Annotated in this window: 13 protein-coding genes; 6 read left to right on the top strand and 7 right to left on the bottom strand. The window is 42.5% G+C overall.

Going from position 1 to position 13,354, the window contains the following annotated elements; translation table 11 throughout:
• Nucleotides 1-3: 3 nt before the first annotated feature.
• From F7R58_RS01815 to F7R58_RS01805, 3 genes are read right to left on the bottom strand one after another with little or no spacing between them, the layout of a single operon-like run.
• Nucleotides 4-795 (bottom strand): DUF4129 domain-containing protein, encoded by a 792-nt coding sequence (locus F7R58_RS01815; RefSeq protein ID WP_187695248.1) that lies wholly within the window; start codon nt 793-795, stop codon nt 4-6.
• On the bottom strand, nt 785-1,759 hold the full coding sequence (locus F7R58_RS01810; RefSeq protein ID WP_158063268.1) for a DUF4013 domain-containing protein: 975 nt from the start codon (nt 1,757-1,759) through the stop codon (nt 785-787). The genes F7R58_RS01815 and F7R58_RS01810 overlap by 11 nt, the downstream gene beginning before the upstream one ends.
• Nucleotides 1,743-2,723 (bottom strand): stage II sporulation protein M, encoded by a 981-nt coding sequence (locus F7R58_RS01805; protein WP_158063267.1) that lies wholly within the window; start codon nt 2,721-2,723, stop codon nt 1,743-1,745. The genes F7R58_RS01810 and F7R58_RS01805 overlap by 17 nt, the downstream gene beginning before the upstream one ends.
• A gap of 23 nt (nt 2,724-2,746) precedes the next feature.
• On the opposite strand from F7R58_RS01805, the gene F7R58_RS01800 reads away from it, so the two are divergent.
• Nucleotides 2,747-3,499, top strand: coding sequence for an RDD family protein (locus F7R58_RS01800; RefSeq protein WP_158063266.1), 753 nt, complete (start codon nt 2,747-2,749; stop codon nt 3,497-3,499).
• Between the two features lie 39 nt (nt 3,500-3,538).
• On the top strand, nt 3,539-3,829 hold the full coding sequence (locus tag F7R58_RS01795; RefSeq protein ID WP_158063265.1) for a GNAT family N-acetyltransferase: 291 nt from the start codon (nt 3,539-3,541) through the stop codon (nt 3,827-3,829).
• 61 nt (nt 3,830-3,890) lie between these two features.
• Here the strand turns inward: F7R58_RS01795 and F7R58_RS01790 are convergent, their stop codons facing one another.
• The 3 genes from F7R58_RS01790 to smpB form a co-directional block, all read right to left on the bottom strand.
• Complete coding sequence (locus F7R58_RS01790) at nt 3,891-4,631, bottom strand: YebC/PmpR family DNA-binding transcriptional regulator (protein WP_158063264.1); 741 nt, start codon at nt 4,629-4,631, stop codon at nt 3,891-3,893.
• 97 nt (nt 4,632-4,728) lie between these two features.
• On the bottom strand, nt 4,729-6,141 hold the full coding sequence (locus F7R58_RS01785; protein ID WP_158063263.1) for an OmpA family protein: 1,413 nt from the start codon (nt 6,139-6,141) through the stop codon (nt 4,729-4,731).
• 77 nt (nt 6,142-6,218) lie between these two features.
• Nucleotides 6,219-6,677 (bottom strand): SsrA-binding protein SmpB, encoded by a 459-nt coding sequence (gene smpB, locus F7R58_RS01780; RefSeq protein ID WP_158063262.1) that lies wholly within the window; start codon nt 6,675-6,677, stop codon nt 6,219-6,221.
• Between the two features lie 189 nt (nt 6,678-6,866).
• On the opposite strand from smpB, the gene F7R58_RS01775 reads away from it, so the two are divergent.
• From F7R58_RS01775 to F7R58_RS01760, 4 genes are all read left to right on the top strand, one after another.
• A complete protein-coding gene (locus F7R58_RS01775; RefSeq protein WP_158063261.1) occupies nt 6,867-8,489 on the top strand; it encodes an ABC-F family ATP-binding cassette domain-containing protein in 1,623 nt (540 codons plus the stop codon).
• Nucleotides 8,490-8,693: 204 nt separating this feature from the next.
• Complete coding sequence (recJ, locus tag F7R58_RS01770; RefSeq protein WP_158063260.1) at nt 8,694-10,454, top strand: single-stranded-DNA-specific exonuclease RecJ; 1,761 nt, start codon at nt 8,694-8,696, stop codon at nt 10,452-10,454.
• On the top strand, nt 10,451-11,035 hold the full coding sequence (gene nadD / locus F7R58_RS01765) for a nicotinate (nicotinamide) nucleotide adenylyltransferase (protein ID WP_158063259.1): 585 nt from the start codon (nt 10,451-10,453) through the stop codon (nt 11,033-11,035). Before recJ ends, nadD begins: the two co-directional genes overlap by 4 nt.
• A 31-nt stretch (nt 11,036-11,066) precedes the next feature.
• Nucleotides 11,067-11,405 carry a DUF3817 domain-containing protein gene (locus F7R58_RS01760; protein ID WP_158063258.1) on the top strand — a complete coding sequence of 113 codons (339 nt, stop codon included), beginning with the start codon at nt 11,067-11,069 and terminating at the stop codon, nt 11,403-11,405.
• Nucleotides 11,406-11,443: 38 nt separating this feature from the next.
• Here F7R58_RS01760 and F7R58_RS01755 read toward each other — a convergent pair whose 3' ends face one another.
• Complete coding sequence (locus F7R58_RS01755; RefSeq protein WP_187695247.1) at nt 11,444-13,138, bottom strand: carboxypeptidase-like regulatory domain-containing protein; 1,695 nt, start codon at nt 13,136-13,138, stop codon at nt 11,444-11,446.
• Nucleotides 13,139-13,354: the final 216 nt, after the last annotated feature.

Below are 13,354 nucleotides of genomic sequence, written 5' to 3'. Positions count from 1 at the left end.
GAATTACCCTTTTGAAGGTACGACTGAATCAAATTTTACTGAAAAATGTTTGTAGCTGGCTTCATCAATACTAAATTCACCATACCATACATTATCATAAATATAGACAAGATCCGAAAATTGCTGTTTTAAGTCAGGTTGCGTAATCTCGGAAAGATAATCCCTGTTTGTTTTCTCGGGAGTCCAGAGAATCACATTACGGTCTGTAAGGTTCTTTAGCACATTTAAAAATCTGTAGCGCACCGCAGATCGGAAATCACCCTGCTGCTCATAAGCCAGAATAGTTTCAGCGAAATTGATTTCATGAATATTTTCATGAACTTCCGTGCCGTTTATAATTACTTTGTTGTTCTTCTTCGCAGAAAAGGTTCCGTACCTGGAAACCAGAAAGCGAAGTAAAAAATAGATTAAAAAAGAAATCAGGAGGATGGCCAAAACCCTTATAATTATGCCGGTAATCCCCATAGCCTTGCCTGGATTAAGTTCATCAAAAAGGAAATCGATAATCTCCTCCACCTTCTTCAGAAATTTCTGCCATATGGATTCACGTGGCTTCACCCCTGAATAATCGAAATCCGCTCCCCTGTACTGTTGTCTGTAATTCTGAGCAAACTTTTTGGGATAAACCTGATTGTCGGTTACAGCAGAACCGTGGGAAAAGGAATCTGATGCCGCACTCCCACTATACCTGCTGAGTAATATCGAGTCTATTTTAGTGGTACCGGACACGGGTTCCTGAGCCGAAAAAGCAGCGCAAAGGAAGAGTAGAAAGAGTAGTGAAAATCTAAGCTTCATTGCGTCCGATAGCATCTATGTTGGAGAGGTCTACATTGCGGTGCAGATCGGTTCGGCTGTCATAATACATCAAACCACCATTTACCAATATCAGATTCATAAGAATAAAGGAGACCAGGATGGAAACTCCATAGGTCATAAAAAACAGCATTCCCATGCCGCCGGCCATAGGATTTTGAGGACCTGTCCCACTCCCATCTTCCATTACCGCAAAAATCCGGAACATCATGATTACCAGCGGTATCATTGTAAATATGGTGGTTATTACATTAATGATGAGATACATAATAAAAGTAGAGCCCCAGTATTTCCAGAGAGGTGAACGGTTGGGAAAATTGGCGTAATTAAACTGCGACCGGAACGCGTAGCTAAGGGACTGAAAAAACCCCTGTCCGGTATGGAAATAATGGAACAGGAGAAAATTGATGACATTCATAGCCAGCGGCAGCAGAAAAAGCAGCATAAAAAAGCCGATAACGATAATCATCAGTGCATAGGATATGCCGATAACCACTAAGAACACTGGTGCTACAATAAAAAGCATTCCCAGGAAAAAGAGTACAAATCTGGAAGCGTTGGAGCGTATGTCAAACAAGATTTCGTCGGCCTTAATGTCTTTGTTCCCTGTTTCACTCAACCTCTTCATGTAAAAGACCGGGAAAGTATAGCTTATTATACTGGCAGCCAGAAAGACAATAAATACGGCGGCAAGTGACAGGAAGAGCATAATTTGGTTCTCCTCAAAATACTCCTGCCACAGGTAACTGCTTCCATCTCCGGCAGCACCCGAAATCTGTGAAAAAAACTCACTGTACCCAATCACAAACATTACCACCAACAGGATGAGCAGTGGCCCGTTCAGCAATAGCCAGTTCCTGAAATAATTTCGGCCATGGGTTTGGAAAAAACCAAAGGTATCTGAAATAAGTGCGCTGAAATCTCTGATCTTATAAAACTGTGTCATATTGTGTCTTTAGTTTCCGGTGAACAATAAAAGGATAAACAAGGTAGTAAAAGGAAATGATAGTGAAGGTAAGCAGAAGTAATATCAGATTAAGCATCAAAGGCATTTTAAGCGCATATCTGGTCACATATCCCTCTATAATTCCGGCGCATAAAGTGAAGGGGACGGTACTAAGAAAAATCTTAAACGAATTTTTAAAACCGATCTTAAAAGAATTGAACCGCGAATAAGTATCCGGAAAAAGAATGGAGGCCCCCAAAATCAGGCCCGCCATGGCTTCAATAACCATGCTGAAGATCTCAAATATACCGTGCAGCCAGATCCCACGGGCACTTTCCTGAAGTGCTCCCTGCTGATGAAAGAAATACTGAAAAGTACCCACCATAATGGCATTCTGCATCAGCACAAAAAGAGTTCCGAGCCCGCCAAAGATGCCATAAATATATAGTTTTGCTCCTACAGCCAGATTATTAACTATGATATAAACCATCATGCCCCAGTTGGATCCCTGCTGATAGACCCCGACCGCGTTTTCCTGCCTGATATTTTCAAGCGTTCTGTTCACATAATCCTCACCCAGGATCAGCTTTGGAAAATCTTTGTCATAGAATGTGGATACCCCCCCAATCAGCACAAAAAGGAAGAAGAAAAGAAATGCATAACTTAAGAATCTGCGGTACTGATAAACAAGCAGCGGTACTTCCGTCAGGAAAAAATAGCTTAGCCTGTTCTTCTCCGTACGTCTTGTTTTATAAATTCGCTGAAAGATCCGACCTGAAAGATGGTTAAGATAGACAGTGGTTTTACTCTTGGGATAGTATGTTTGTGCAAAGGAAAGATCATTAAGCAGGTTAATATAAAGTGAAGACAGGTCGTCCGGATTTTTTTTTATCTTTCCGTCCACAACCTGTTCAATTCCCAGCCATTTTTCTTTATTTTGTTTAATAAACGCCACTTCCCTCATACGTAGCTAAAATAGTAAAATATATGTCGCAAATTGACATCACTACCTCACAAAACATAAATATACAATATCAGGTGGCGGGTATCGGCGAAAGGATTGCGGCTTTCCTGATAGACATGATCATAAAAATCGCCTATGTCATTGTGCTTTACACTGTTCTTTCAAAATTCCTTAATCTCGAAACCTATTTCAACTCACTGGACCGTGCGTCAATTGTCGCTATACTCACAATGATTACGCTTCCAGTTCATCTGTATACTCTTGTTTTTGAGAGCTTAATGGAAGGTCAGACCCCGGGCAAACGACTTATGAAGATACGGGTGGTAAAGATTGACGGTTATCAGGCTTCTTTTGGAGATTATCTGGTGCGCTGGGTTTTCAGGTTAATCGATATTACAAGTAACTCAGGGGTAGTTGGTATTATCTCAATGATTGTCAGCAAAAATAATCAGCGTTTGGGTGGCATTGCCTCCGGAACTGCAGTCATATCGCTGAAAAATAAGACAGGAATATCACAAACCATACTGGAACATTTGGATGAGGGGTATACAGGTACCTATCCGCAGGTGGTGGCTCTTACTGATAACGATGTACGCATCATCAAGGAAACCTTCACGCGTGCAATGACCACCTATGACCGGCAGGTAATCTCCGCAATTGCTGCGAAAATACGCGAAACAATAAAGCTGGACCCGGATCAGGTTAAACAGACTGAACAGCAGTTTATCCGGACGGTTATAAAAGATTACAGTCATTATACGGGCCGGGATGAATGACGCGGCCGGCTTTGGTATATTTATTTCATCAGCCTTGCCATGAACTATACAAACAATAAATCCGGTAACGGAGGTGTAATTACACTTTCCAATGATGAGGCAGAGATCGGCAGAGCAACATATACCGTTTTTCCGTCTGAGCAGAAATTAATTATCTCGTTTGTGCTTGTACATCCGCAGTTTGAAGGGCGGGGAATGGGAAAATATCTCGTTGAAGCCACTGTGGCGTATGCGAGGGAAAATAACTGGAAGGTCTACCCACATTGCTCCTATGCGCGTGCGGTAATGAACCGGATGAATGATGTAGAAGATATTATGCTGCACCGGTAAAATAAACAGACTGCTACAAAAATAATGTAGCAGTCTGTTTTTTTATATCTGGAGCAGCTGATTACAGGGTGTCCATCAGCTCGTCCGTGATTTCCATATTGTGGTAAACATTCTGAACGTCATCGTCTTCTTCGAAACGCTCAAGCATCTTCATATTTGCCTTGAACTGTTCCGCATTAACCGCTTTGCTGTTATTGGGAATCCTTTGAAGTTCGGAGCTTTTAGCCTCAATTGAAAGTTCGTGCAGTTTATGTGACAACGAACCGAAATCCTCAAATTTGGTGGTGATGTATACCTCATCTTCATCCTGGTCGATCTCCTCGGCACCACCGTCTATCATTTCCATTTCAAAATCGTCCCAGTCCATTTTAATCGCAGCGCGGTCTATAGTGAAAACACCTTGCCTGTCAAATAGAAAGGCAAGTTCACCATTCTTACCCAGGTTTCCGTCAAATTTGTTAAAGATTGCCCGAACGTTTGCTACGGTACGCGTGGTATTATTAGTGGTACATTCCACGAAGAATGCGACACCACCCTGACCATAACCTTCGTAAGTTACTTCTTCATAATTCTCAGCATCAGCGCCACTGGCCTTCTTGATGGCACGTTCAACATTGTCCTTGGGCATATTGGCACCTTTGGCATTCAGGATACACCTGCGCAGTGCGGGATTGGAATCCTGATCCGGCCCACCCGCTTTTACAGCAAGTGCGATATCTTTCCCGATCTTGGAAAATGTTTTGGCCATCTTATCCCAGCGGGCCATCTTAGAAGCTTTTCTGTACTCGAACGCGCGTCCCATATTCTATTATGATTAGGGTGCAAAAATAGCTAAAAAGTTCACACAAAAAAACACCTCCGAAAATTCGGAGGTGCATTTTATTGAAGGGAATTACGTCTTAGTAATCTCTCTTTTTCATAGCATCCCAAGTAGCTGCATCAGCTGGCTTAACGATTACTTTTCTGTCTTTTTCTCTCTCAGCGTTAGAAGCAGATTCCGGTACAACAGCATCCTGCTCACCAACACCCATTGATTTAAGAGAACTTTCGTTTACTCCTCTTGCTTCAAGAGCCTGTACAACCGCTGCTGCTCTTTGTTTTGAAAGTTTCAGGTTATAAGCTTCAGATCCTTTCTTATCAGTATGACCGATGATCATGAATCTTCCTTGAGAATCTTTGATGATTTTGGCTGCGTTATCAAGTTTCTCGTTAGATTCTGGTCTAAGAGTCGCTTTGTCAAAGTTGAACAGAATGTTCTCCAATGCTACTGTAGCTTCCTCACCCCAAACTTCGATTGGCTTAGGACATCCGTTGTACTGAGCAAGACCCGGAACTGTAGGACAGGCATCATCTTTATCAAGGATTCCGTCGCCGTCTGTATCTGGCCATGGGCATCCTGCGTTTTCAGCTGGTCCAGGAACGTTAGGACAGTTATCGTCTCTATCGATGATTCCGTCACCATCTGTATCTGGCCAAGGACAACCGTTATTTTCAACTGGTCCTGCAACTTCTGGACATTCGTCATCTTTATCTGGGATTCCGTCACCGTCAGTATCAGGACATCCTTGGAATTCCGGTAAACCTGGAGTATCCGGGCAAAGATCATCTTTATCCAGGATACCATCCTTATCTCTGTCTCTCTGACCGAATCTGAACAACAGGGAAGCAGAAGCCTGCCAGAAGTTTGGCACGTTGGAACCATCGTTAAATGGAGTAGCAACATAATCACCCTGAATACCTAAACCAAAGTTCTTGGTGATCCAGAAATTAGAACCAAGACCCACTGGAGTGGCAAAGTGATTAGCTTTTCCTGTAGTAGTACCGTTTTTATCGTAAGCAATTACATCGTTATTGTTTGCCGCATCAGCTGCAGGGAAACTAACACCTGAATAATCATGTCTCAGGTAACTTGCTCCTACTCTTAAATATGGGTCAAACCAGGACTCTTCGTTCCAAAGCGTATTCGCTTTAAGTTGAAGACCTAAACCAGTCATCAGCATAAATTCTTTACCCATGTTAAATCTTGGGTTTGGAACGTTACCTACAGAAGTTTGCCAGTCCAGTACTAATGGACCTGCAAGATGTCTTGCTACAGTTAATTTAGAAAGTGGTGGAGTAATATGGTAGTCACCGATATTGAAGAGTCTATCGAATGCACCGAATTTGTCACCAATTCCGCCGTTCTGTACGGCCATGTGATTCACCCCGTGAGCACCAACCCCGATTAACCACGGATTGTTGCTGGTCTGAGCGAAAACAGTAGTGGCAACCGTAAGTGCCAATGCTGAAATTCCTAATTTTAGATTTTTCATAGAATTAAATGATTAAATAATTGATATTGCAAAATAAATATAATTTTTCCTTATAAACAAAGTTTCAAAGAGATTATTTAACTTTTCTTAAGAATTCTGTCAAGGGTTCTTCTGTTCTCTCTGTCTTTTATGGATTCCCTTTTATCAAAGAGTTTTTTACCTTTTCCAAGCGCGATCAGCACCTTAGCTTTTCCCCTGCTGTTAATGTAAAGTTTAAGGGGTACGATGGTATTCCCCACATCCTTCATTTTCTTTTCAAGCTTCTGAAGTTCCCTCTTATGCAGCAGCAGTTTGCGCTCTCTTTTAGTTTTATGATTGTAATAGGTACCGAGTTTATACTCGTCTATTGACATATTTATTATATACAGCTCACCATCAATAAACTGACAGAAAGCCTCGGTGATACTGGCTTTAGAGGACCTGAGTGACTTTATCTCTGTTCCGGTAAGCACAATGCCCGCTTCCACCTCTTCCAGAATCTCATATTCAAACCGGGCACGTTTGTTTAATATTGTAACAGATTTTTCGATCTTCATCTTATAGGGCAAATTTCTCCAAATTAGTGGCTGTCAGCTTTATATAATTTTTATAAAAGATTTTAACATTCATCCAATTTTTAACATAATATGAATTGGCCATCACCACTCACTGCCTCTAAGACGGCTGCAAAGGCACTGTAATAGTGAAAATCTTTTCGTATTTTTGCACCAAATTTACAAAACTATATGTTAACAGTATCTAACCTATCCTTGCAATTCGGGAAAAGAGTTCTTTTTGATGATGTGAATATCATGTTTACCAAAGGGAACTGCTACGGTATTATTGGAGCAAACGGCGCCGGCAAATCCACCTTTCTGAAAATCCTGACCGGCAAACAGGACCCAACAACCGGCAACGTATCGCTGGAGCCCGGCAAAAGAATGTCTGTTTTGGAGCAGGATCACTTTGCATATGATAACTATACCGTGCTGGAAACAGTACTGAGAGGAAACAAAAAGCTTTTTGAAATAAAGGAGGAAATGGATGCGCTGTATGCAAAGGAGGACTTCTCTGATGCAGACGGGATTAAAGCCGGTGAACTGGGCGTAATTTATGACGAGATGGGCGGCTGGAATTCAGAATCCGACGCAATGACCATGCTTTCCAACGTAGGCATCAAGGACGATATGCATTACCAGCTTATGGGTGAGTTGGAAAATCAGAATAAGGTTAAAGTTTTGCTGGCTCAGGCACTTTTCGGTAGCCCGGATGTCCTTATCCTGGATGAACCTACCAATGACCTGGATATTGAAACCATTTCATGGCTTGAAGATTTCCTGGCGGATTATGAAAACACAGTAATTGTGGTTTCTCACGACCGTCACTTCCTGGACAGCGTTTGTACGCACATTGCCGATTTGGACTACTCCAAACTGAACTTATATACCGGTAACTATTCGTTTTGGTATCAGGCGTCACAGCTTGCTACCCGCCAGCGCCAGCAGGCCAATAAAAAAGCGGAGGAAAAAAAGAAAGAACTTCAAGACTTCATAGCGCGTTTTTCATCCAACGTTGCAAAGGCAAAACAGGCCACCGCACGTAAGAAAATGATTGACAAGTTAAATATTGATGAGATAAAACCGACCTCCAGAAGATACCCGGCTATTATTTTTGATACGGAACGCGAGGCGGGAGACCAAATCCTCGAAATTAAAGGCCTGGAGAGAACAAAAGACGGCGAACTTCTGTTCTCGGACATCAACCTGAACCTTAAGAAGAATGACAAGGTAGCTGTTCTTTCCAAAAACAGCCTGGCGATCACAGAATTCTTTGAAATCCTGGGCGGTAATTCAGAGGCTGACAAAGGAACCTTTAACTGGGGAATTACAACTACTCAGTCTTATATGCCGCTTGACAATACCTCGTTTTTTCAGGAAAACATCAATCTTGTAGACTGGCTGCGTCAGTTCACAAAGAACGATGAGGAAAGACATGAGGAATATATGCGCGGTTTCCTGGGGAAAATGCTTTTCTCCGGAGATGAGGCACTGAAATCCTGTACCGTACTTTCGGGAGGTGAAAAGATGCGCTGCATGTTCTCCAGAATGATGCTTCAGCGAGCCAATGTACTGCTGTTGGACGAACCTACCAACCACCTGGACCTGGAGAGTATCACCACGCTGAACAACTCGCTCACCAACTTTAAGGGCACGCTCCTCCTGGCTTCTCATGACCACGAAATGCTTCAGACAGTCTGTAACAGAATTATTGAGCTTACGCCAAAAGGTATCATAGACCGCGAAATGAGTTACGACGAATACCTGGCTGATAAAAAAGTTAAAGAACTTCAGCAGCAGATGTATTCTTAAGAAATAATTTACCCTGCATCTTAAAAGAGGCTGTTTCACATTTTGTGAAAACAGCCTTTTTTTTGATCTTGAAGCCTGCCTGTGATTAAATGTATCTTTTGAAAATGCTTAACCCACCTGCGGTTTTAGTGACGGATACTTTTATGTTACGGTGAGTTCACGCCCTATGTCTTCCCATATTTTTTTTCGTATTTTTGTTGAACTATGAGTCAAAAATGGATTTACAAACCCGAACCGGATGAAGATATCGTAGACGGCATAAGTTCGTCTCTGGGTTTTGGAACTTTTGAATCCAAAATACTGGTTCTCAGAGGAATTGACAACTACCAGAAAGCACGGGAATTCTTCAAGCCCAACCTCAACGATATTCATAATCCGTTCCTCATGAAGGATATGCAGCTAGCCGTGGACCGCATAGCCACTGCTATTGAGAACGGCGAGAAAATACTTGTTTACGGCGACTATGACGTGGACGGAACTACTGCTGTTGCGCTCATGTACCTTTACCTCAGCAAGATTGTAGACAAGAAATATCTGGAATTTTACATTCCCGACCGAAATTCTGAAGGCTATGGCGTTTCCAAAGAAGGAATAGACTTCGCCAGACAGAACGGTTATACCCTCATCATTGCTCTGGACTGCGGTATAAAGGCTATTGATAAGGTTGAATACGCAAAAGGTTTGGGAATAGATTTCATCATCTGCGACCATCACCTGCCCGGAGAGCAGATTCCGGAGGCAGTTGCCGTGTTGGATCCAAAAAGAGCAGACTGCCGTTATCCCTTTAAAGAACTTTCCGGATGTGGCGTCGGTTTTAAACTTTGCCAGGGACTGAACAGCATTTATAAAATCCCCGACGCTGAACTTTTTGAACTGACCGACCTATTGGCCATTTCAATTGCTGCGGACATAGTTTCCATGACAGGCGAAAACAGAGTGCTGGCCAAGCAGGGACTGAAAGTACTGAGGAAAACCCGCAACTTAGGTTTAAGGTTGCTGATCCCCGCTGATAAACTGGCAACTTTCGAGATTTCCAATATCGTATTTGAAATTGCACCGAAAATTAATGCCGCAGGCCGCATTTCGCACGGAAAAGCAGCGGTCGAATTGATGGTTTCTGACAATCTGAAGCAGGCACACCAGATCGTCAATGACATCATCACCCTCAATGACAGCCGCCGTGAGATGGATATGAGCAGTACCACCGAGGCACTTCTTCAGGTTGAAGAGTCCGGGCAGGTGCAGAATTTTACCACAATTGTTTACGGAGCGGGCTGGAATAAAGGAGTCATCGGAATTGTGGCTTCCAGGCTTACAGAAACCTATTATAAGCCGACACTTGTCTTTACCGACGGGAACAATGGCGAAATGGTAGCCTCCGCACGAACCGTGGCTGATTTTGACGTGCATGATGCATTGGAAAACTGTTCAGACCTTTTCCTGAAATTTGGCGGACATCCTGCTGCTGCAGGACTTTCAATGGAGAAAGATAAGTTTGACCTGTTCCGTGAGAAGTTTGAGAAAATTGTATCTGACAAAATAAAAGATCATCAAAAGGAACCAAGTATCACTATCGATTCTGTGGTAGATGTGGATGAACTGAATAAGGATTTCTTCAACTTCCACCGTAAGCTGGCACCTTTTGGACCTAATAATATGAAACCGGTGCTGGTACTTAAAAACCAGAAAATATCAGGCTTTGTAAAGACGATGGGAAAGGATGAATGCCATCTGAAGTTCTACATCCGCCAGGAATCTACAGGCCGGAACATTGAATGTGTAGGTTTTAAACTGGGCAAGTATGCGGACGAGTTCCGAAACAAGCGTTTTGATATCGCATTTACGGCCGAAGAAAATCACTGGAAAGGCAATGTGACCTATTTCCTGAATATCCGCGATGTAAAATTTATCGCTTCCGAAGAAACTCCCGGACTGATAAGCTCACCTACGGAAAATATTTCATGAAGAAAGTAGGTCTTTTTTTCGGGAGTTTCAATCCGATACACATCGGCCATCTGATTTTGGCCAACTATATCCTGGAAAATTCGGATATGGAGGAACTTTGGTTTGTGGTGAGCCCTCAAAATCCTTTCAAAGAAAAAAAATCACTGCTCAAAGACCACAACCGCCTGGACATGGTACAGCTTGCCATTAATAACTATCCCAAGATGCGTGCCTCCAATGTGGAATTCTCCATGCCGCAACCCAGCTATACCATTGATACATTAACGTATCTGCATGAAAAATATCCGGACTATTCCTTTGCGCTGATAATGGGTGAGGATAATCTGGAAGGTCTGGCAAAATGGAAAAATTCTGAGATGCTGATCAAAAATCATCAGATTATTGTGTACCCACGGACATTTGAAGGTGAAAAGAAGGACCACGAATATATTCAGCATGAAAATATAGCATTTGTGAACGCGCCTGTAATTGAACTTTCAGCCACTGAAATACGTCAGATGATAAAAGCCGGTAAGAATGTGCGGCCCATGCTCCCTCCTGAAGTTTTTGAGTATCTGGACGGCAGTGCTTTTTATAAGTAAAACTGACCTGTAAACAGGGTTAAAATATAATATGGAATTCATCAACAAGTTTTTTGCAAAATATTCCAACGAGAAAATTATTGGCTGGTTCAGGATGGTATGCCTGCTGGAGGCGGTGTCCTGGATTTTTCTTTTTTCGGCTATGATCTGGATACGGTATGACCGTGAGGGACTGCTGCCAACCATCTATATCATTATCGTAGGTAATATTCACGGGCTGTTTTTCACACTTTACCTGTTACTTCTGGCACCTGCCCGCAGGATCTTCAAATGGGATGATGAAGACACCGTGTTTGCACTTCTCGCCGCATTCTTTCCTTTTGCAACCATTTGGATTGATAAAAGGCTGGCAAAAATGGAGCGGGAATAAAAAAAAGGAGCGAGGTGCTCCTTTTCACATGTAGATTGTCAGTACGAACGAAGAACATGCCCCGTGCCTGTGATTGTTCGCTGAACAGCAGGTGACACCGAGGTATCCATATAGGTTCCGCTAAATGTAAAGTCTACATACGTTCCCACCGGTCCCCAATTGTTAACCTGAAAAGTTAAATTATTTCCGGGTTGATTAGCAATCACAGAAATTCCCGCGTATCCGGGGGTTGGGGAAGCTGCGGGAAGCCCTAGGACAAAATTGGAATTTAGAACCAGACCAGTAGATAAAATAGCGTTCGGATAAGTAAACGAAAAAATCTTTAAACCCTGAGAATAAATAAAAGTGCCATTCGGAGACCATTCAGCTGTTAAATTTCCCTGGCAAATTACCGGAGCCTGACTGTCAATCTGATAAGAGATAAATTCGGTAACAGGATTACAAGCCATCAAAATTCCAACGTTGGTTGTTGGAGCCGTAGCGGTGAAATTTACGGTAGGGGTTTGTTGAGAGTTGGTAAAGTCATAACCTGTTAACTGAAACTGATATCCACCGGCACATGCTACCGCTGTTGCAAAACTGAAGTTACCTCCGGTCACCAACTGTACGTTAGGATTAATAAATCCATAATTTGGCGATGACAATGAAACCATTCCGTCGGTAACATCATTCCCGCTGCAGTCTTTTAGCGTACCCTCCACTATAACTGCATTGGGTGTAGAAACCGTTGCGGAAAAAGCATTGGTGGATCCCGGTGCAAAGGGGCCAATATTTTGGGAATGAAGAACAGTATAACACCCATCGGCTATATGGTAAACCAGCGGCTGATTAGCGGGAACAAATCCAGCAGCCACTCCCATATTGTCGGTTGCAATGGCGTGAGATGAATTAATAACTGCAAAAAGTCCGGCGAACGGTTGGTTTGCAGGCGTTTGAACAGTTACTGAAAGAGTAGCCAATGGATCTGGATAGGACAAATGCCACCATGAAAAATGCGAAACCATTGCTGTATACAAATTACCGCTTTTTGTAGCGGAACCTTCCTGTTTCCAAATCCCTATTTCTTCGTCAAAAGACCAAAGTGGGACCATATCAGGAGCGGTTGAAGACTGTGTTCCGTCCACTGGCATCGTAATCTCGGCGGGTTGTCCCGCAGCTAATTGCAGGTTCTGTCCCGTGCTTCCGGTAAGCTGCACATGAATCATTCCATAACTCTTCAACGCAACAGGGTTTCCGGCCGCATCAGCACCAATAATATTACCGGGTTGGGTTTGAATATAATAAGTGTCCGAAGGTTTCAGATGGAACAGGAAGACATTCACATTCCCAGAATAGGGATTTCCGTTTGGATCTATAAAACTACCTCCAAATTTAACCTTTGTCCCATTGGGTAGCGCTATCGTTGAAGAATTACCAGTTACAATAGTTGCAGTTGTGGTCGCAGGCACCAGCATCACATCTATTCTTTTATTACCGGGGCTCGCAATTAAAACGTCGGAGCCATCAATATACCCCGCCTTTTTGACCTTAACATATACAAACTTCTCCTTCACTGAAGTATTTTTCAGTAGGAAAAAACCCTTGTCATTTGTTTGTACGGTAGATGATCCGATGGATACTACCGCTCCTGAAACTGCATTACCCGAACGGTCGGTAACTGTTCCATAAAAATTACGGTTTACCGTACTCCCATAGTCGTATTTGAATAAAGTCTCTGATTTTGATTCATCCATTATATTGTCAGATCCTGCGCAACTACCTAGAAGAATAAAAATTAAGAATAATAAATAGAAATTTTTCATATGTAAGATTTATCATTATATAAAAGTACAAGGAAAATTTTTAAAATCCATACATTAATGATCCATTTGCATTGCCAAACGTAAAAAAATAGAAAAGCTCCTCGCAAAATCATAAAATAAAAAATCTCGATATAGTGCTATAATATG

Origin of the sequence: Chryseobacterium sp. (genome assembly GCF_008831505.1) — a bacterium.
Taxonomy (GTDB): domain Bacteria; phylum Bacteroidota; class Bacteroidia; order Flavobacteriales; family Weeksellaceae; genus Marnyiella.
Note: the sequence above shows the minus strand (reverse complement) of the source record. Positions and strands in the feature narration are given on the sequence as shown.